The 17,755-nt window shown below is 63.4% G+C and carries 21 protein-coding genes; 8 read left to right on the top strand and 13 right to left on the bottom strand.

The features are described from left to right. Positions 1-141: 141 nt before the first annotated feature. From V1277_RS33910 to V1277_RS33895, 4 genes are all read right to left on the bottom strand, one after another. On the bottom strand, positions 142-651 hold the full coding sequence (locus V1277_RS33910; RefSeq protein WP_334420533.1) for a dihydrofolate reductase: 510 nt from the start codon (positions 649-651) through the stop codon (positions 142-144). Between the two features lie 68 nt (positions 652-719). Further along, positions 720-1,667 carry a polysaccharide deacetylase family protein gene (locus V1277_RS33905; RefSeq protein WP_334375750.1) on the bottom strand — a complete coding sequence of 316 codons (948 nt, stop codon included), beginning with the start codon at positions 1,665-1,667 and terminating at the stop codon, positions 720-722. A 157-nt stretch (positions 1,668-1,824) separates the two neighbouring features. Further along, on the bottom strand, positions 1,825-2,397 hold the full coding sequence (locus tag V1277_RS33900) for a glutathione peroxidase (RefSeq protein WP_334420066.1): 573 nt from the start codon (positions 2,395-2,397) through the stop codon (positions 1,825-1,827). Between the two features lie 72 nt (positions 2,398-2,469). After that, positions 2,470-3,945 (bottom strand): L,D-transpeptidase, encoded by a 1,476-nt coding sequence (locus V1277_RS33895; RefSeq protein ID WP_334420065.1) that lies wholly within the window; start codon positions 3,943-3,945, stop codon positions 2,470-2,472. A 378-nt stretch (positions 3,946-4,323) separates the two neighbouring features. Between V1277_RS33895 and V1277_RS33890 the strand changes: the two genes are divergently transcribed. Then, positions 4,324-4,815, top strand: a complete 492-nt coding sequence (locus tag V1277_RS33890) for a CreA family protein (RefSeq protein ID WP_334420532.1) — start codon at positions 4,324-4,326, stop codon at positions 4,813-4,815. 51 nt (positions 4,816-4,866) lie between these two features. Here the strand turns inward: V1277_RS33890 and V1277_RS33885 are convergent, their stop codons facing one another. After that, a complete protein-coding gene (locus V1277_RS33885; protein ID WP_334420064.1) occupies positions 4,867-5,160 on the bottom strand; it encodes a hypothetical protein in 294 nt (97 codons plus the stop codon). A gap of 383 nt (positions 5,161-5,543) precedes the next feature. On the opposite strand from V1277_RS33885, the gene V1277_RS33880 reads away from it, so the two are divergent. The 3 genes from V1277_RS33880 to V1277_RS33870 all read left to right on the top strand — a co-directional run bounded on the left by V1277_RS33880 (position 5,544) and on the right by V1277_RS33870 (position 6,741). Further along, positions 5,544-5,705 carry a hypothetical protein gene (locus tag V1277_RS33880; RefSeq protein WP_334375745.1) on the top strand — a complete coding sequence of 54 codons (162 nt, stop codon included), beginning with the start codon at positions 5,544-5,546 and terminating at the stop codon, positions 5,703-5,705. Positions 5,706-5,749: 44 nt separating this feature from the next. Beyond that, positions 5,750-6,148, top strand: a complete 399-nt coding sequence (locus V1277_RS33875) for a hypothetical protein (protein WP_334420063.1) — start codon at positions 5,750-5,752, stop codon at positions 6,146-6,148. Between the two features lie 143 nt (positions 6,149-6,291). After that, complete coding sequence (locus tag V1277_RS33870) at positions 6,292-6,741, top strand: nuclear transport factor 2 family protein (protein WP_082637720.1); 450 nt, start codon at positions 6,292-6,294, stop codon at positions 6,739-6,741. A gap of 16 nt (positions 6,742-6,757) precedes the next feature. On the opposite strand, the gene V1277_RS33865 is transcribed toward V1277_RS33870, so the two are convergent. Both V1277_RS33865 and pdxR read right to left on the bottom strand, forming a co-directional pair. Then, positions 6,758-7,018 carry a DUF6719 family protein gene (locus V1277_RS33865; RefSeq protein WP_334420062.1) on the bottom strand — a complete coding sequence of 87 codons (261 nt, stop codon included), beginning with the start codon at positions 7,016-7,018 and terminating at the stop codon, positions 6,758-6,760. Between the two features lie 86 nt (positions 7,019-7,104). Then, positions 7,105-8,610, bottom strand: coding sequence for a MocR-like pyridoxine biosynthesis transcription factor PdxR (pdxR, locus tag V1277_RS33860; protein WP_334420061.1), 1,506 nt, complete (start codon positions 8,608-8,610; stop codon positions 7,105-7,107). Between the two features lie 75 nt (positions 8,611-8,685). Between pdxR and V1277_RS33855 the strand changes: the two genes are divergently transcribed. Together V1277_RS33855 and V1277_RS33850 are read left to right on the top strand one after the other, a co-directional pair. Next, on the top strand, positions 8,686-9,411 hold the full coding sequence (locus tag V1277_RS33855) for a pyridoxamine 5'-phosphate oxidase family protein (RefSeq protein WP_334420060.1): 726 nt from the start codon (positions 8,686-8,688) through the stop codon (positions 9,409-9,411). Positions 9,412-9,468: 57 nt separating this feature from the next. Beyond that, positions 9,469-10,746 (top strand): ArgE/DapE family deacylase, encoded by a 1,278-nt coding sequence (locus V1277_RS33850; protein ID WP_334420059.1) that lies wholly within the window; start codon positions 9,469-9,471, stop codon positions 10,744-10,746. 217 nt (positions 10,747-10,963) lie between these two features. On the opposite strand, the gene V1277_RS33845 is transcribed toward V1277_RS33850, so the two are convergent. After that, positions 10,964-11,755, bottom strand: a complete 792-nt coding sequence (locus tag V1277_RS33845) for a cobalamin-binding protein (RefSeq protein ID WP_334420531.1) — start codon at positions 11,753-11,755, stop codon at positions 10,964-10,966. A gap of 124 nt (positions 11,756-11,879) precedes the next feature. Between V1277_RS33845 and V1277_RS33840 the strand changes: the two genes are divergently transcribed. After that, on the top strand, positions 11,880-12,278 hold the full coding sequence (locus V1277_RS33840) for a PaaI family thioesterase (protein ID WP_334420058.1): 399 nt from the start codon (positions 11,880-11,882) through the stop codon (positions 12,276-12,278). 2 nt (positions 12,279-12,280) lie between these two features. Here the strand turns inward: V1277_RS33840 and V1277_RS33835 are convergent, their stop codons facing one another. From V1277_RS33835 to V1277_RS33825, 3 genes are all read right to left on the bottom strand, one after another. Continuing rightward, entirely contained in the window at positions 12,281-13,330 is a 1,050-nt protein-coding gene (locus V1277_RS33835; protein WP_334420057.1) for a phenylacetaldoxime dehydratase family protein, read from the bottom strand. Between the two features lie 31 nt (positions 13,331-13,361). After that, entirely contained in the window at positions 13,362-14,375 is a 1,014-nt protein-coding gene (locus V1277_RS33830; RefSeq protein WP_334420056.1) for a carbon-nitrogen hydrolase family protein, read from the bottom strand. Between the two features lie 171 nt (positions 14,376-14,546). Next, complete coding sequence (locus V1277_RS33825) at positions 14,547-15,500, bottom strand: helix-turn-helix domain-containing protein (protein WP_334420055.1); 954 nt, start codon at positions 15,498-15,500, stop codon at positions 14,547-14,549. 260 nt (positions 15,501-15,760) lie between these two features. Between V1277_RS33825 and V1277_RS33820 the strand changes: the two genes are divergently transcribed. Next, complete coding sequence (locus V1277_RS33820) at positions 15,761-16,393, top strand: GNAT family N-acetyltransferase (RefSeq protein WP_334420054.1); 633 nt, start codon at positions 15,761-15,763, stop codon at positions 16,391-16,393. 191 nt (positions 16,394-16,584) lie between these two features. Here the strand turns inward: V1277_RS33820 and V1277_RS33815 are convergent, their stop codons facing one another. Together V1277_RS33815 and V1277_RS33810 are read right to left on the bottom strand one after the other, a co-directional pair. After that, on the bottom strand, positions 16,585-16,887 hold the full coding sequence (locus V1277_RS33815) for a hypothetical protein (RefSeq protein ID WP_334420053.1): 303 nt from the start codon (positions 16,885-16,887) through the stop codon (positions 16,585-16,587). Between the two features lie 143 nt (positions 16,888-17,030). Beyond that, positions 17,031-17,717, bottom strand: coding sequence for a DUF2161 domain-containing phosphodiesterase (locus tag V1277_RS33810; RefSeq protein ID WP_334420051.1), 687 nt, complete (start codon positions 17,715-17,717; stop codon positions 17,031-17,033). Between the last annotated feature and the right edge of the window lie 38 nt (positions 17,718-17,755).

Here is a 17,755-nt window from a genome sequence, read left to right as displayed (position 1 = left end):
GCCTCAACATGTCGTGGTCCTCCCGATGATGACGTTTGTTTTTCTTTTTCTTTTCAGGTTGGAACCGCGCCCGCGCGCTGTCAAGCAATCTCTGGCCACGGGTTGGCTTACGGCGAGATTGATTGGACGAAAGGATGACGCCTATGCGCCGCGTCGCCACGGCGTGACGGTCACCTCGTGCGCTGCATCAAGCGTCTGCGGCTCGCGGGCGTGCAGTCCGTGCGCGGCAAGGATTTCCTGCGGCGAACGGGCTGGGACTCCGGGGATGCAGGGCTCGCCGCCGGGTAGCCGGACATGCGGCGCCACCGAAAGCCAGAACACGTCGTAGCGGTCCATGAACATGCCGAACACGCCGGGGCCGCCGATCACGGCGACGGTGCCGGTATCCACGCCTGCATGATGGCAGGCGGCTTCGAACGAAGCGCCCGCGGGATTCCACAGCGTGGCTTTCGGATTGGACGGGTCGGGCGCGATGGCATCGACTTTGCGCGTCAGGATGACCCGCTTGCGCCGCGGCGAATTCGGCTGATCCTCATAGGAATTGCGGCCGTGCAGGATCAGGTCGGCGCGGTCGAGGGCGGCGGTGAAAAACGCCTTGTCGCCCTCGAACTTCAATTCGTCCGGCATGACGTTGCGGGCATCCGCCAGCATGCCATCCGCGGAGACGATGACGTAGCCTTCGATGCGTAGCGCCGGCACGGGCCTGCGTCGCGCCGCTACTATTCCGAGATCGTCTGGACGACGCTGGAAACCGGGCGCGAGCTCACGGTCGGCAGCTTCAGATCCTTGACGATGTCCTCGTCATACTGGGCGATGGTCTGCACCGGCGTCTTGGCGCGCATCGCCACCACCTTGTAGCCGCCGGCCTTCAGCTTCTTCAGAAGCTCGGGCAGGGCTTCGGCGGTGTGCTTCTGGAAGTCGTGCATCAGGATGATGCCTTTGCCGTTCTTCTCGACCTTGCGCATCACGGTGTCGATGATCGTCTGCGCCTTGCTCGCCTTGAAGTCGAAGGAATCGAGGTCGCAGGAGAAAATCCCGATGTTGCGGTCGCCGAGATAGGTCACCATCTCCGGCGGGTGCTGCAGCGCGGGGAAGCGGAAGAACGGCGCCGGCGCCTTGCCGCCGAGTGCCCATTTCACGGCGCTGAAGCCTTTTTCGATTTCGTCCTTGCGCTGCTGCTCGTTCAGCTTCTTGTTGACGAGGGCGGCATGCGACCAGGTGTGCGATCCGATCGAATGGCCGGCCGCCATCACCTGCCTGAGGATTTCGGGATAGTAGGTGGCGTGCTTGCCGATCGGGAAGAAGATGCCGGTAGTGCATTCCTCCGCGAGCGTCTTCAGGACCGCAGGCGTATTCACCGGCCACGGGCCGTCGTCGAAGGTCAGCACCACTTCCTTGTCGCGAAGGAAGTCGAGCTCCTTGAAATGCTCGAAGCCGAAGCCGGGACCGCCGGTCGTGTCGATCTCGACGGTGCGGCCGATGCCGAGCGCGTTCGGATTGTTGCAAGGCGGGCGGGTCGAGACGGGCGCTGGTGGCGGAGCGGGAACTGGTGCCGCTGCTGCCTGCGGCGCGGTCACGCCTTTGGCTGGTGGAACCTGCGACCACGCCGCGCTTGATGCCAGCAGCGAAACCGCGCCGGCAAAGATCACCCCCGCCCCAATACGCATCCTGTTTTCCCCAAATTAGAATCCCGCACCCGGTCGGTGGCGTTGCCGTCGTCCGGTCTGCCTCCATCCCCCGACGCACAGTAGCCTAGTTGGAGCAGGCGCGCCAATGCAACCGTTGCAATCGCACGCAACGGATTTTGTCCCCGAGGCGGTTAATTCAGGAAGCAGCCAATGCCCGTGCGACCGCGGTTCTCACCCGTGTATCTACGGGTTCGATGGATTCCGGGAAGACGTCGGCGATATAGCCGTCGCGGCCGATCAGGTATTTGTGGAAGTTCCAGCGCGGAACTTCCTTCGGCCGTGCCTCTGCCGCCCATCTGTAGAACGGATGCGCGTTCGATCCCTTGACGACCGCCTTCGCGGCGATCGGGAAGGTGACGTGGTGGATCTGCGCCGTCGCGGTGATTTCGGTCGCGCCGCCCGGCTCCTGGCCGCCGAAATCATTGGAGGGAACGCCGACGATCATCAGGCCGCGGCCACCGAACTCGGTCCACAATTCCTGCAGCCCGCCAAATTGCGGGGTGAAGCCACAGAGCGAAGCGGTGTTGACGATCAGGATGGGCCGGCCGGCAAATTCGGAGAGCCTGATGTCGCCGCCGGCCAGTCCCGGAAACGAAAACGCGTAAGCCGTGATCCGGCTCATGGCGGCCTGCGCCAGGGATTGCCTGCTCGAGGCCATGCCTGCGATCGCGGCCAGCGTCGCTGATATCACGCTCCTGCGGTCCATCATGAAAAGCCTCGGGCTGCGGTTTAGCGACCGAAGCATAGCGCAATGCGCGGGCCCTCGCGCCTCAACAAGCCGTTATGGCTGGACCATGCGCAGCGGGACGATGAAATCGGTGCCTTCGCCGGTTTCACCGCCCGTGTTGATGCCGTGATCGGACACCACGATCGAGCTGCCGGTGGTCAGCATCTCGGCGATCCGCGCAATCGCCTCGGGAGCGATGGCGATGCGGTCCAGCGCCTCGGCCGGACTGTTCGCCGCCGGCAGCAGTTTTGCCTCGGCAATCGCTGCGCCGGGCATCCTGCCGCGCCGCGCAGCAGGCTCGGTGTTATCGATCCGCGCAGCGTTGCGCGCCGTGACCGGCAGCGAGACCACCGACCAGCGCAACAGGTTGGGATCGTTCTTGTCAGCCTCGACGGTGAACACATGGGTGCCAAGCGGCCGGTCGCTCGGCGCAATCGTCACCGGCAAATCGAACTGCGGCTTGAAGGTCTCGCGAACGTACAGCTTGGAATCCTTGCGGCTGACGAACACCGCGATCAGGCCGGGACGCCTGGGCGGTTCGGCCCTGGGACCCTTGTCCGCGCCGGGCAGACGCGCGGAATCCTTCTTGACCTCAGGCGCAACAACCGACGCAGCCGGTGTATCAACGATCGCCTTCGTGGTCTCATCGGCTGCCGAGACAGCTGGCTCTGATTTCGGCGCGTCCGCCTTTGCCTCCGCGCTCGATGTATCACCGACAGGCGTTGCGTCGGACATGGTCACGACGGCGCTCGTCGGCCGAGTGCTGCCGGCGTCCGCCGTGTGGGTCTGTTCGCGTAACGGCGCCGCGTGGCCGACGGTCGATCGAAGTTCGAGGCTTGGATCCGCGTGGCCTGCGTCCGCGCCCTTGTCGCCCTTTACCGCGGGCGCATCGGTCGTGGGATCGTCGGCGATGAGCGGCTGCGGGACCACTTTCTGCGTCACCAGCAACGGGTGCGAGAAACTGGCAGGCGTGATCTGGCCGGGCGTGATGATGACGCGCGCGCCCATCCGGGTCCAGTTCCACATCTTCATGGCAAAGGCCGTTGGCATGCGAATGCAGCCATGCGACGCCGGATAGCCCGGCAGCACGCCGGCATGCAGGGCAATCCCCGACCAGGTGATGCGCTGCATGTAAGGCATCGGCGCGCCGCTATAGATGTTGGAGCGGTGCATCTTGTGCTTCTGGATGATGCTGAATACGCCCATTGGGGTCGGATGACCCTTCACGCCCGTCGACACCGGGCTTTCGGCGAACAACCCATTGGCGTCGTAGACGCGGACCTTCTGCTGCTCGATCGAGATCGCGATGATCAGCGGCCCCTGTGGTTTGGCGTTGGTTTCCTTGATGGCCGCCTCGGTCTTGGCTGACGGCCGCCGTACCTTCGGTTTTCGCGGCTGCACCATCGGCATCGGCCGGTAATAGCCGGGGTCGGAATCCTGCCAGTAAAACATCGCGGCGGCATCCGCCTGGGAAACGGCGGCAACGGAGCCGGCCGCGGTCAACGTCGCAATCTGCCAAAATCGCTGCATCGAAATAGTCGCGCCCGCAGTACTCGCGCTGAAAAACCGATGCCCGCTCACGCGCATGATCCTAAATCCAGATACTCGAATCTACCGTCTTGCCAATCCGTTTGTTGTCGCAGAGGCGAAAAGCGTTCACCAGCGTAGGCCTTATAATTTCAGCGCTTTTCGCCCCGATCGTAGCAAAAAAGCCTCACATTCCGTTAAACGCTGGCCGGCTCAATCTGACGCCATCCATAAGGCGGTACTGAGGCCTCCAAGTCCGCTAGCGGCCTTCCTGTCCGGCTTTCCGGCACTACATAGGCGGCGAGCCCTTCAGCGGAGATATCAATGACATCCAAGGCCATCATTAAGCGTGACAAGAAGTGGGAAATTCTGGCCTTGGTGATGTTGGCGCTGACATTGTGGCAGGCGGCACCGGCGTCGGCCGCGGACGAGCCCGATCTGATCTTCCGCCGCTCGACGGTCTTCAAATGGCTGAGCCCCAACGACAAGCTTGCGACCTACGCGGTCGACGACCCCGAGGTCGAGGGGGTGGCCTGTCACTTCACGGTGCCGGAAAAGGGCGGCTTCAAGGGCTGGCTCGGGCTCGCCGAGGAGGTTTCGGACATCTCGCTGGCGTGCCGTCAGATCGGCCCGGTCAAGTTCAAGCACAAGATGGAGCAGGGCGACGACATGTTCCGCCAGCGCCGCTCGCTGTTCTTCAAGAAGATGCAGATCGTTCGCGGCTGCGACGCCAAACGCAATGTGCTGGTCTACATGGTCTATTCGGACAAACTGATCGAAGGTTCACCCAAAAACTCCACCTCCTCAGTGCCGATCATGCCTTGGGGCGCCACTGAAGCAGCCGTTCAGAAATGCGGTGAATTCTTCCAGTAAGTCCGATACCGGTCGGGATCCGAGATCGTATCCCGGATGAGGGCATCAAGCTTACCGCTTGAGCGGATTGGAATATTGGCGGGCCTCCTGGCCCGGCGCGACCTTGCGGTCGCGGCAGCCGACCAGATGCACGAATTTCTGCGGCGCAGAGACATTGCCGCGAAATTCGCCGCCTTGTTGCGACATCGCGCCACAAAGGCTCACCGGATGCTCTGAGGCTTTTCCGTGGCGCTCTGTCTTCAGGGAAGGATTGATCCGCTGTTCGGAGCCGCTACTTCCAGACAAATTTTCACCCACCGGCTGGCCGGGTTTGCGGGTCGGGGTTGCACTGTTGCCATTGCCCACGACTGCTGTCCTTTGTTGAGGAAGGGTCACAACGCACAGGCACGCGGAAGGTTGCGTGGCATTCGCTGAGTCGGCCGGACCGAAGCTTCGGTTCATCCGATCTGTCAGCGAGCGAGGCGGTTCTCGTCCATTGGACGAGGGCCAAAGTGGCCGCAATGGCCAGCTTGCGGAGTTCAGCCTGAGCATCTCAAGTACCAGCGTCCCGGCTGAATTCATTGGATTTTTCCCGCTATTGTTTCGTCCGAGAGGGCCGACGAAACAATTCTCCTGCGCGACGAAACCATTTTTCGTTTTTGGCGCAGATGTCTGGAAACAGCCGACAGTTATCAGGTGGCCAACGAGACGGCAGGCACCGCCGGCCACTGATAACCGGAGACAGTCAGATGCGGACCATCAGCTTCATCCTCGCCTTGGCCGTCATTCTGGTTGGTCCCTCGATGGCTGGTTCTTCGGATCAGGGCCTGCCGGGGGTCGGCACCTTCGCCTATAATGGATCGCCGGTTGCGGCCCCGGCGCCGCTACCGATGGTCGTGGCCGCAAACTGAGCGTAGCGTATCCTTTGCAAAGAGATCGCCGATAAAGGCTCGGTATGTTCGTACGCATCTGTTCTGCTGCAATCTTTGTGTCTCTTCTTCTCAGCGGCGCGGCGCAGGCTCAAGTCCAGTTTCAGCCGCCGCAGACCTCGTTCCGTTCCCTGTTCAAAGTGCCCGATCCGCGCGGCGAGTTCGTGCGGCTCTGCGCGCCCCATATGGTCGGACGCTGGGCGCATCCCGAGAGCGTTTGCGGCTGCCTGCACGACTACGCCGCCGCGACTGTGGAAGATGCCGACCTGCGCGAAGCGCTGCTGCGCGGCATCAGCGAGACCGGCGTGCCGACGATCGAGACCGCATGGGTGCCGGCATCGAAGCGATCCGAGATCGGCCCGACCTTCACCAAGATCGCCAAGCCGACGCTGCAATGCATGTTCGAACCGGCGACGAACCAGTAAGCGCGGCTCCTCAAAATATTCTCCGCAGCGCCCCTTAATTCTACCGCGCGCGAACGCGATGCGCTGTGGCGCGGGGTCGTCGACCGATACGGAAGCTGCTAGGTTGGGCTCCGTATCGAGACCGATTGCACAAAGGAGCTGTCATGAAATCTCTTTTTGTCGGCCTGATCGGCCTATTGTCGCTGGCCATATCTCCGGCGGTCGCCGCCGACGCTGCGACACAGGAAGCCAACAAGAAGGCCGTGCTCGAGTTCTACGATGCGGCTCTCAACCGGAAGGACTTTGATGCTGCGGCGAAGTTTTTTGGGCCGCATTACATTCAGCACAATCCGACGGCGCCGGATGGCATCGAGGGCTTCAAGGCCTTCCTCGGTTTCCTGCGCGAGAAATTTCCGGACTCCCGCAGCGAGATCAAGCGCGCTTTTGCCGATGGCGACTACGTGATCGTCCACGTCCACAGCGTGCGCGAGAAAGGCACGCGCGGTCGTGCCATCGTCGACATTTTCAGGCTGGAGAACGGCAAGATCGTCGAGCACTGGGACGTCGTGCAGGAGATTCCGGAAAAGGCCGCCAACACCAACGGCATGTTCTAGGCCGGCGCGATCGCCGCTAGCGCTTTTTCGTCCCCAGCCGCGGAATGCACTTGCGGGTGCGGAGCACGCCTGACGTCGTCATTTGCGAGCCCTGGACTTCCTTGATTTGTCCCGTCGGACACGATCCATCATCGACCAGGACGCGTTGGCCGAGCCTGAGGTCGACAATGTCCTGCTCGCGCGAGACCGTCTGAGCGAGGGCCGTCGTTGCGTAGCCGAGTAGGCCTGCGATCAATGCACCGGTGACGAGGTACGAGACGTTGCGATTGCCGGACATCGGGTATTTCCGTTCGTGAATTTGATTGAGCATCGAGCTTAGTGACGCGGCCGCGATTCTGGTAGAGTGCCGGCCGGCATTAGTGGTCACGTCACGGCCTTCAGCCGTTTGACCTTGCCAGTTCCAGCCTTGTTCGGCTTGCCATTTGCCTGCAAGGCGGCCAGCGATGATTTCGCGAGTCGCTCGGCCGACGCGATCAGTTGCGGCAGCTTGTGGCCGGCAAAGCCGAGGACGAAGCCTGGAAGCGGGCGTGCGCGGAAATAAGTCTCCGCCAGTAGCCAACCTGCGACGCCGGCCTCGGCCTTGGCCTGCGCGGCGATACGGGGATCGGCCGATGGATCGAACCGCGCGACCAGATGCAGGCCCTGCGAGGGCACCGGCACCGAGAGCTTTCCCTGCGACGCCGCCGAGAGGGTCGAAGCCAGCACGTCGCGCGCTTCGCGATAGATCCCGCGCACCCGGCGCAGGTTGGCCGCGAACGCGCCGGAATTCAGCATGTCTGCGACGGCGCCTTCGAGCAGCGTGCCGGGAAAACGGTCGAGCGCGGCGCGGGCTGTCGTCACCGGCCCGACGAGCCGCTCGGGTAGCGCGCAGTAGCCGATGCGCAACCCGGGGAACAATGTCTTTGCAAACGTGCCCATGTAGATGACGCGCGAGAGATGATCGATGCCGGCGAGCGACAGCAACGGCGCGCCGTCGTATCGAAATTCGCTGTCGTAATCGTCCTCGATGACGAAAGCATCCGCATCCCTGGCCCAGTCGAGCAATTCCAGCCGCCGCGTCATCGACATCTGCACGCCGAGGGGAAATTGGTGCGACGGTGTCACATAGGCCGCGCCAGCCGAAGGAGCGAGGGCCCGGCCCCTGGCCACGATCAGGCCCGAAGCGTCGACCGGCACCGAGATGGAGCGCAGGCCGCAATGCTCGATCGCCCTTCGTGCGGCGGGATAGCCGGGGTCTTCGCACCAGATCTGATCGCCGGGCTTGAGGATCGCGCCCAGCACGATCCGTAAGCTATGCTGCGTTCCCGACGTCAGCATGATTTGGTCGGGATCGCAGCGCAGCCCACGCGCCGACAGCAAATGATCGGCGATCGCGGCGCGGAGTTCGCGGCTGCCCCTGGGGTCGCCGTACTGCAGGTGTTCGGTGCCAAAGGCGCGCATGCGCCGGCCGGCAAACGCCCGGAAGCGCTGCAGCGCCCGTTCGTCGATGTGCGTGCAGCCGAGCGCAAGCGGGCCTTGCTGCGGCGGCTCGATCGCGATCTTCGTCCTGCGAGCGTCATGGACGCGGGCGGGAATGCGCGCGGCGACGAAAGTGCCGGAGCCGACGGTGGCTACCGCAAATCCGTCCGCGATCAGCCGCTCATAGGCCGAGGTGACGGCGTTGCGGCGGAAGCCGGTCTGCTTGGCCAGCGTGCGCGATGGCGGCAGCGGCTCGCCGGGCCTTGCAATTCCGCCCGTGATGGCGTGGCACAGCGCCTGATAGAGCCGGTGCGGGGCCGAGGCGTCCGGCGTCACGTGAGGGCCGGAGAGATCGAGCGCGAGTTCGGCCTTGCGTCGCGCCGGCGGGGAATTGGTCGGAATTTTTCGCATGGAATTGGCACTATCGCAGACCAAATTGGCCGGTACAACTCTCAACGACCGCTCATCGATCCACCAGGAGCTGCCGTGACCGAAGCCGTGACTGCCGATGTGTATCCGTTATCGCCGCGCAACCAGGTGAAGCGCCGTCATGATCGCGGCTTCTACGACCACGCCACGGTGCACGGCCTGCTCGACGCTTCGATGCTGTGCCACGTCTCCTATGTGATCGACGGCCAGCCCTATTGCACGCCGACGTTCTTCTGGCGGGAGGGAAGCAGGCTGTACTGGCATGGCAGCAGCGCCAGCCGCATGCTGCGAAACCAGTCCGAGGGCGAGAGGGTCTGCCTCACGGTTGCGCATCTCGACAGCCTCGTGCTGGCCCGCTGCGGCTTCAACCATTCGGCGGATTACCGCGCCGTGATGGCATTCGGCACCGCCTATCTCGTCACCGATCCCGTGGAGAAGGAGCGCGCGCTCGTCGCCATGGTCGACCGGTTCTTCCCCGATCGGACTGCGACGTTAAGGCAAAGCACGGCGCAGGAGATCAAGGCGACGTCGGTGATCGCGATGGAAATCGAGCAGGCGTCCGCCAAGATCAGGTCGAAGGGTGTCGCCGACGACGAGGAGGACTACGAACTGCCTGTTTATGCCGAGCGTATTCCGGTGCGCACGGTGCTGGGCCGGCCGGAACCCTGTCCGCGGCTTCTCGACGGCGTCGAGCGGCCGGCCTCGCTGAGCGGCTATTCAGAGGGCCGCCTGCTCGAAGATGCATTGCGGGATGCGCATTTTGCGCATTACGCCGGCGGCTGAGATCGGGGTAGGGTGCGCACTCCCGCCTTCCTGGAATTCCTTTACTGGAGCTGCCGCATGACGACCGATACGCAACAAAGAATCCTCGACGCCGTTGACGCCGGCTTTGATGCGCAACTGGCCACGACGAAGGATTTCGTTGCGATCCCCTCGACCCGCGGCGCCGAAGGACCGTGCCAGGACATGATCGGCGATCTCCTGCGCCAACGCGGCTACGAGGTCGACGATTGGCGTATCGACGTCGAGGATTTGAAGGATCTGCGCGGCTTCGGCCCGATCGAGCATGATTTTTCGAAGGCGCGCACGGTGGTCGGTACGTATCGGCCAGCGACCAACGCCGGCAAATCGCTGATCCTGCAGGGCCATTGCGACGTGGTACCGGCCGGCCCCCTCGACATGTGGGAGACACCGCCATTCTCCCCCGCCATCAAGGACGGCAAGATGTACGGCCGCGGCGCCTGCGACATGAAATCCGGCACCATCGGCGCGCTGTATGCGCTGGATGCAATCAAGGCCGCAGGGCTGAAGCCGACGGCGCGCATCCATTTTCAATCCGTGATCGAGGAGGAGTCGACCGGCGTCGGCGCGCTCTCGACGTTGCAGCGCGGTTATCGCGCGGACGCCTGCTTCATCCCGGAGCCGACGGGCGAGACCATGGTGCGCTCACAGGTCGGCGTGATCTGGTTTCGCCTGAAGGTGCGCGGCTTCCCGGTGCACGTGTTCGAGGCCGGCGCCGGCGCCAACGCGATCATGGCGGCGTATCATCTGATCCACGCGCTGCAGAAGCTCGAGGCCGACTGGAACGAGAGCGCCAAGGCGGACCGCCACTTCAAGGCGGTCGCTCATCCGCTCAACTTCAATCCCGGCATCATCAAGGGTGGCGACTGGGCCTCCAGTGTGCCGGCCTGGTGCGACGTCGATTGTCGCATCGCGGTTCTGCCGGGCTGGTCGATCGCCGAATGCCAGAAGGAGATTTTGGCCTGCGTGTCGGCGGCGGCGCGCGATCACCGATTCCTCTCCAACAACCCGCCGCAGGTCGAATGGTCGGGCTTTTTGTCGGAGGGTTATGAACTGACGAACTCGGCCGAGCCGGAAGCCGGCTTCGCAAAAGCGTTCGACGCCGTCTATGGCGGCGTGGTGCCGGACCGCGCGTTCACCGCGCTGACCGATACGCGGTTTTATGGGTTGAACTACAACATCCCGAGCCTCTGCTTCGGCGCAAAGGGCGCCGCCATGCACGGCTTCAACGAATATGTCGAGCTGGACTCGCTGCGGAAGTCGACGAAAGCGACCGCGCTGTTCATTGCGGAATGGTGTGGGGTGGAGAAGATGTAGCTATCGTTGTCCCGGACGCGGTGCAGCGCGCTTCGCGCTGCTCCGCAGAGCCGGGACCCGCCGCGATGGACCCCGGACCAGCAGCGCACCGCTTCGCGCTGCGCAGCATCCGGGGAACGTCAGCCAGTGCGGTAGGGTGGGCAAAGCGAAGCGTGCCCACCATTTGCTTGCGCCGTGCGTTAGATGGTGGGCACGGCGCTATGCTCCTTTGCCCACCCTACGGATTCGTCGAAGGCCACAACGCTCTAACAATCGCATCGAGCCCATCCGTCAGCGCCGCCGGTCCCGGCTGCAGGATGATCGTCGACTTGATCTCGACAATGCGGTTGTTGCGCACGGCAGGAATCTCGCCCCAGCCGGGACGTTGCCGGATACGCTCAGGCACGACCTTCTTGCCGCACCAGGACGCGAGGATCACGTCGGGCGCCGTGTCGCGCACCAGATCGGGAGAAATGACCCGGTCCTTGGCGGCCTGCTGAAGCCGCAGGTTCGGCAGCGCGTCCTCGCCGCCGGCGATCTCGATCAGTTCGGAAACCCAGCCGATGCCGGAGATCAGCGGATCGTCCCACTCCTCGAAATAGACTTTGGGCTTCGGTGCGGGCCGGGGCGTCGCGGCGACCCGCGCGAGACGCTCCTCAAAGCCGCGCGCGAGTTGATCCGCGCGCTCCGCCGCACCGACGATGGCGCCCAGCGTCCGGATCATCGCGAGGATGCCCGCAATGTCGCGCTGGTTGAAGACATGGACGGCGATGCCCGCGCGCACGAGGTCGGCAACGATGTTTGCCTGCAGATCGGAAAAGGCGAGCACTAGGTCGGGCTCAAGCGCCAGAATCTTTGGAATGTCCGCCGATATGAAGGCCGAGACCCGCGGCTTCTCGCGACGGACTCCCGGCGGCCGCACCGCATAGCCGGAGACACCGACGATGCGGTCCTGCTCGCCGAGCAGGTACAGCGTCTCCACGGTCTCCTCGGTCAGGCAGACGATCCGGCGGGGCGGGAAGTAGCGCATGCCGACGGTATGCCGAATTCCGCGCGCCATGTCACGGCCGCCATTACCTCGGAGGTCATTGCCTGATTTACCGGCAGCCTCCATTCTGTTCAGGAAATCACTTCAAAGAAAAGCCGGAGGACGAATGACGCCGCTCGAGAAGATCCAGTCGATGAAGATGCCGTTTGCGGAACTGAAGGGGGTAACCTTCACGGAAGCCGGAATGGATCGGGTGGTCGCCAGGATGCTGGTGCGGCCGGATCTTTGCACGCTGCGGAACACAATTCACGGCGGCGCGATCATGGCCCTTGCGGATTCGGTCGGCGCTGCCGCGACCGTCATCAATCTGCCCGAGGATGCCAAGGGCACCACCACGATCGAGAGCAAGACCAATTTTATCGGCGGCGCCAAGGAAGGGTCTACGGTGATTGCGACCGCCACACCGGTGCATCGGGGGCGCCGCACCCAGGTCTGGCAGACGCGGCTGGAGACCGAGGACGGCAGGCTGATTGCGGTCGTCACGCAAACCCAGATGGTGCTGTAGCGTCAGGCCGTCTCCACCGTTTGCACGGCGTTCAGCATTCCGGTTTGCGGATGACAATCCACATACTCGAAGAGCTGTTCGTCGGCGCGGGCGACAGTGACCTCGTGGTACAGCCGCAGTTTTGCTGCCGGTCCCAGGGTCGACAGGTACTTCATGGCAGCGCCGAAAATCCTGACATGGGTCGGATGCGATTCAGCCCAGCGCTCCAGCGCCGACAGGCTTTTCCACCAGCTCATGCCGTAGGACTTTTCGGCTCTCGCGCCGTCAGGGCCGATGACGGTCATGTAGCGGTTGGCGTAGCAGCCGATCGAACGTCCCTGGTCGCGGAGGAAGTCCATGCCTTCGCGCAGCACCGGCTCGACATCACCGAGGTACATCTTGCGCTCCGTGGCTTCGGTATCGCCCCAATCCTGGCCCGACCGGATCAGGCAGACATTGTCATGCGGGATGATCCGGATACGCGCGCCGTCTCGGATCACGCGGGCCGAGCCCGAGGGCGCCATCTCGCTGGTTTGGGACAACGGGATACGATCGCGCATGCCGCCCCAATAGGCGTGCTCCAACACCTCGCCGCTCATGCCGTCGGCGAGAACCGCGACGCCTTCGGGCCTTCCGAGCGAAGAGAACAGCGTCTCATAGCCCTCGACGGACGGGTAAAGCGCCTCGATGAAGGTACCGAACCCGTTATTGGTCCGCTGCTCGCCGGTCCAGCGCTCGCGCGCGTGTGGAAACCAGCGATCGAATTTTTGCCGCTCGTCCCAATAGGCCACGGTTACGAGATTGGTGAAACCGGCCTCGTCGATATAGCTCGCGCGGTCCCAATGGGACGGGCCATCGGCGGCTGCGAAATCCGAAGCGAGCCGGGCCAACGCCTGCTCCGTGCCTACCGGGAGCGCGCCGCGGGATTGGATGCCGAAATAGGCCATCACCACCCGCGTCACGCTTGGCTTGTGCCGCGCCACGAAGGACGGGTAGGGCGGCGCATAATCCTCGCCGACGCGGCGGTGGCGCGTTCGCGCGGTTTGCAGATGCGCAGGGATTGCGGATTCCATGGGCCTGCTCCTTCTCGGAAAATGAAGCGCGTCAGGCCTGCAGCCTGATTTCGCTCATGACCTCGGCATCGACGGGAAGCGAGAAATGCTCGACGCGGTTGGCGCGCGTGGTGTTGAGCAGCAGCCGCGTGACGTCGGGCCGCGAATAATGCCCGGCCGGATCGGCGGCGTTCTTCGCTACCCCAATCATGCCGAGGTCGATGTCGGCGTACAGAATACCTTCCTGGTCCGGCGGGAGTTTCTCGGCCAGCGAACTGCCGTCCGGCCCGTAGATTACGGCGTGGCCGCCGCCGGCATGCAGGAAGGCATGCTTTTCGGGGGTGTCGCAGAGCTCGTCGATCATCGCCTGCGAAACGACCGCGCAAGGACCGAGAAAGAAGCACGAGCCTTCGACCGCATAGACCTTGCTGGCGGCGTTATTGACCTCATGACCGAGCGCATGCGCGAAGGGATCGTACAGCGAAAAACTCGGCCAGGCGCCGACATGGACCTGTTCGTTCTGGGCGTACATCGCGTATTTCGACAGCGGCTGCAGATGCTCCCAGCAGCACAAGGCACCGAGCCGTCCGACGTCGGCGCGGTCGTGGACGGCGAGATCGCTGCCGTCGCCTTCACCGAACACGGTACGTTCGGCATGGGTCGGCCGCAGCTTTCGACGCTTGGCGATGGTCTCGCCGTCAGGCCCGATCAGCCATTGCGCGATATAGAGGCTTCCGCCGTCGCGTTCGGACAGCCCGAGCACGGCGGTCAGTTTCGCGCGCTTCACCGCATTGCGAATCTTTTCCGCCTGCGGGCTGTCGAAGGCGAGCGAGTTATCGAAGTAGCGCTGCACAAAACCGCGGCCGATCGCCCAGGCAGGCGCGCCGAGCCAGATCTGCCACGGATAGCCGGGAATGAAGGTTTCGGGAAACGCGATCAGTTTCGCGCCGTTGGCGGCAGCTTCCTCGATCAGGTTGATAGTCTTGTCCACGGTCGCATCGAGATCGAGAAAGACCGGCGCCGCCTGAACCACCGCCACCTTGTATTTCTGATGAACCAGACCCATCGAACTCATCCTCTCGTGTTGGAGACCGGTGATCGCTCGCACCAAGCCTACAGCCGTGGCATTGCGCACCGCTTGTCCGCGGCGGAACGAAAACTTGTCTAAACCGGCAGATGGTCCGGAGAACGTCGGATGCCCGTGGCGCGACGGGAAGGGAGGGCCGGGCGAAAGACGTTACTTGCCCGGCTGCTCGCGCCATTCGCGCGGCGAGACGCCGAAGCGCTGCTTGAAGATGCGGCTGAAATGGGCGAGGTCGTTAAAGCCCCAGGCGAAGGCGATCTCGCCGATGTGCCGCGCCTGGTAGGCGGGGTCGGCAAGATCACGCTTGCAGCGCTCCAGCCGTTGCGCCTGCACGTAGCTGCGGAACGAGGACTGTTCGGCGGCCATCAGATCGCTGGCATAACGCGGCGAGATTCCGACTGCGGCTGCAGCGCGCGGCAGCGATAATTCGGGATCGGAAAGATGCGTCAGGATATGGTTCTTGAGGCGATAGAGCAGCGCCGACCGGTGGGCCGACTGCTCCGGCAAGCGGCCATGCAGCCGGTCGGCAAGCGTCATCGCGAGCAGGTCGAGCGCCTGGTCGAGCAGGCGCGTTGCGGCGGCGGGATCAACCAGCTCGATCGCCTTGCTCACATTGCGCGCAAAATCATATGTCAGCCGTTCGAGCGGACGATCACCGGCAAACGTCGTCGCGGTCAGACTATCGAACGAGCCGACGCGCTGTTGCAGCAGTTTGCGCGGCATCTGGAAGATCGTCTGCGAAAAGCTGTCGTCGAAGCGCAGCTCGTAGGGGCGGGTGGTGTCGTAAATGACGAATTGTCCCGCGGAGACGACTGCCTCGCGGCCATCCTGGAACACGCCATTCACGCCGTTGTTGCCCAGCGCCATCAGCACGAAATCTTCGCTGGCGCGGGCTATTCGCGACGGCGTGCGGAATACCCGCTGTGCCGTGGAATCGACCTGCGTGAGCGCGACCTGTCCGATTCTGGATTGCGACACTGAGCCCCAAAACGCGCCGCGCATGTCCGATTTGCAATCGAGCCCGACGAAGGTGTCGCACACGATGTCCTGCCACACCGCAAGCCGGCGCTCCGGAAGACAAGATCTGGTGTCGAGCACGACAGCCACAATGGGTCTCCACGAACCATCCGGGTGCGTTGCCGGGGCTTGGCGCATCCAAAAATAAGCAAGCTCCATGCCCACTTTGCGCCGGGCGACGAACCTTAACAATTGGTTAATGGCAGGTCGGCTAAATTGCTGGAAATGTTGCCGTTATTTAAGGCAGTATACGGAGCGATCCGGTCTTGAATTCGATGCTGCGCCGCACAATATGGGTGGTCTAGGGATTCGACGCCTCCTCGAGGGTTTTCTCAGAGGAGTTTTGGACTATGTACCTCACCGTTATTGCGGCTGCGCTTGCCGATAGCAGCGTGCGCACGCTGAGCCAGCAGGAAGAACTGCCGCTATTGCGCGATCACCTGCTGCGGCTCGACCGCACCAGCCGCCGCGACCGCTTCCATGGCTTCATGGACGACAGCTTCATCGAGCGCTACGCCGAGAAATGCGCCAATGACGGCACGACGATCATCGCCTTCTTTGAAAACGGCGTGGTTCGCGGAGCGGCGGAGCTGCATCCGCCGGACCAGTCACCGGATTCGCTTCCCGAGATCGCCTTCAGCGTCGAAACGTCCGTGCGGCGTCGCGGCGTCGGCAGCATCCTGTTCCGCAAGCTGATCAAGGAAGCACGCGCCAAGGGCTATACGAGCCTGCGGATCACCACCGGCGCGCAGAACGAGGCGATGCGGGCGCTCGCCAGCAAGTTCGGCGCACAGCTTGTATTCCGCCACGGCGAATCCACCGGCACGATCGATCTGACGAAGTATGATCAGGCCGAACTTGCGACGTCCTGGATCGAGAGCGTGCTGAAGACGACGCGTGAGGTGGTGGCTTTCAACCGCGCTTATCGGCGAATGCTGCTTCGTATGGCCGGGACCGCCCCGTCCGAGTGGGGGGCCTCCTAGGGGCTCAGGCCAAATAGCGGTCGTCATTCTCCGATGTGCAATTGCACATCGTAGGCTCGCGAAGCGAGAGCCCGGAATCCATCAAGCCTCACACTCTGCGGTCCAATGGATTCCGGGCTCGTGCTTCGCACGCCTGCGATGTGCAATTGCACATCGGAGAATGACAAATCAACTGGCGAGTTGCTGCCTATTCAGGTGCCGGTACGCTTGTCGTTGCCGAAGCGCCTGACGACGCGGCGCTCGACCACGATCGAACGCTGCGCGCCTTGCTCGCCTGCAATGACGCGGGTGGCCGATCGCGCCAGCGCGCGGCCGGTCTTCTTCACTTCAGCCAGCACTTCCTCATAGGGCAGGCCCATCAGCGCGGCGGCGATTTCCGCCTGCTGCTGCTGATCGTCGGTGATCCCGACCGCGGCGAAGATTGCCTCCTCCAGCGTCGGCGGATCCCGCCGGACGCGTCGTGTGCCGTATTTCGTGTTCCAGTCTTCGCTCATAAGGCGCCTCGCATTTGATTGCGGAGATACCTAGGTGCCCTAATGTTGCATTGCAATATGAATTTCGCTCGACAATACAGCCATGCGTCTAAAATCTTTCAAATCCGGTAGCGCTGTACGGTTCGGTGTCACCGTGCTTGCCATCATGGCGAGGGATTGCCGGCGGCAGCCAGATCCAGCGGCTGCTGTGGCCAGCGCTTCAGCGCGGCATGGCCGGCATCAGTCAGCAGGTAGATGCCGCGCTCGGCGCGATCGAACCAGCCATAAACGTTGTGCAGCAGGATTTTTCCGGCGTCGGGAATCTCCGCCCGCAAATCCCTGACGCGCCGCGGCCCGCCTGACAGCGCGGAGGCACAGGCCAGCGCCTGCTGGCGGTATGCCGTCATGATCGGCGCGCGCGTCGATCCACCCATGACGGGATCGCCCTTGCGCTTCTGGTGCTCCGCAATCAGCCGCGAGCGCTTTTTGGGATCGCGGCGGGGCGCTGATGTCGGCGGCTTGACGAGCACTTCCACATCGCCGGTATTGGTGACAGCGAGCATGCCGAAGCCAAGCCGGCGGCAAAGGTTGCGATACCGCGCGTCGCTTTCGCGGCCTTTGCCGCGGGCGGACAATTTAGCCGCAAGCCAGACCTCGTCGGCGGCGCCGGCGCGATCGACCGCCTGCAGGATCAGTTCCAGATTGAAGGAAAGCTTCAGTTCGCCGATCACCACGATCGGCGGATCGTCGCCACTCAGCGCCACAAGATCGCAGCCGCCGACCTCGCCCTTGACGGTGAAGCCGAGCTTTTCGAGGAAGCGTTTGACGGGAAGATAAAGTGCGGTTTCCAAGGCAGGCTCCGGCGGCGCTGGCTGCCGCGACTCAACAC

Origin of the sequence: Bradyrhizobium sp. AZCC 1588, from assembly GCF_036924735.1 — a bacterium.
In the GTDB taxonomy this organism is placed as follows: Bacteria; Pseudomonadota; Alphaproteobacteria; order Rhizobiales; family Xanthobacteraceae; genus Bradyrhizobium.
This window is presented reverse-complemented; position numbering and strand designations above follow the sequence as displayed.

Excerpts from the sequence above, each read along its gene's own strand:
- V1277_RS33910 (WP_334420533.1), bottom strand. The coding sequence starts at position 651 with ATGCTGGCGGATGCCCGCAACGTCATGCCGGACGAATTGAAGTTCGAG.
- V1277_RS33905 (WP_334375750.1), bottom strand. The coding sequence starts at position 1,667 with ATGCGTATTGGGGCGGGGGTGATCTTTGCCGGCGCGGTTTCGCTGCTG.
- V1277_RS33900 (WP_334420066.1), bottom strand. The coding sequence starts at position 2,397 with ATGATGGACCGCAGGAGCGTGATATCAGCGACGCTGGCCGCGATCGCA.
- V1277_RS33895 (WP_334420065.1), bottom strand. The coding sequence starts at position 3,945 with ATGCAGCGATTTTGGCAGATTGCGACGTTGACCGCGGCCGGCTCCGTT.
- V1277_RS33890 (WP_334420532.1), top strand. The coding sequence starts at position 4,324 with ATGTTGGCGCTGACATTGTGGCAGGCGGCACCGGCGTCGGCCGCGGAC.
- V1277_RS33880 (WP_334375745.1), top strand. The coding sequence starts at position 5,544 with ATGCGGACCATCAGCTTCATCCTCGCCTTGGCCGTCATTCTGGTTGGT.
- V1277_RS33875 (WP_334420063.1), top strand. The coding sequence starts at position 5,750 with ATGTTCGTACGCATCTGTTCTGCTGCAATCTTTGTGTCTCTTCTTCTC.
- V1277_RS33870 (WP_082637720.1), top strand. The coding sequence starts at position 6,292 with ATGAAATCTCTTTTTGTCGGCCTGATCGGCCTATTGTCGCTGGCCATA.
- V1277_RS33865 (WP_334420062.1), bottom strand. The coding sequence starts at position 7,018 with ATGTCCGGCAATCGCAACGTCTCGTACCTCGTCACCGGTGCATTGATC.
- pdxR (WP_334420061.1), bottom strand. The coding sequence starts at position 8,610 with ATGCGAAAAATTCCGACCAATTCCCCGCCGGCGCGACGCAAGGCCGAA.
- V1277_RS33850 (WP_334420059.1), top strand. The coding sequence starts at position 9,469 with ATGACGACCGATACGCAACAAAGAATCCTCGACGCCGTTGACGCCGGC.
- V1277_RS33845 (WP_334420531.1), bottom strand. The coding sequence starts at position 11,755 with ATGCGCTACTTCCCGCCCCGCCGGATCGTCTGCCTGACCGAGGAGACC.
- V1277_RS33840 (WP_334420058.1), top strand. The coding sequence starts at position 11,880 with ATGACGCCGCTCGAGAAGATCCAGTCGATGAAGATGCCGTTTGCGGAA.
- V1277_RS33835 (WP_334420057.1), bottom strand. The coding sequence starts at position 13,330 with ATGGAATCCGCAATCCCTGCGCATCTGCAAACCGCGCGAACGCGCCAC.
- V1277_RS33830 (WP_334420056.1), bottom strand. The coding sequence starts at position 14,375 with ATGGGTCTGGTTCATCAGAAATACAAGGTGGCGGTGGTTCAGGCGGCG.
- V1277_RS33820 (WP_334420054.1), top strand. The coding sequence starts at position 15,761 with ATGTACCTCACCGTTATTGCGGCTGCGCTTGCCGATAGCAGCGTGCGC.
- V1277_RS33815 (WP_334420053.1), bottom strand. The coding sequence starts at position 16,887 with ATGAGCGAAGACTGGAACACGAAATACGGCACACGACGCGTCCGGCGG.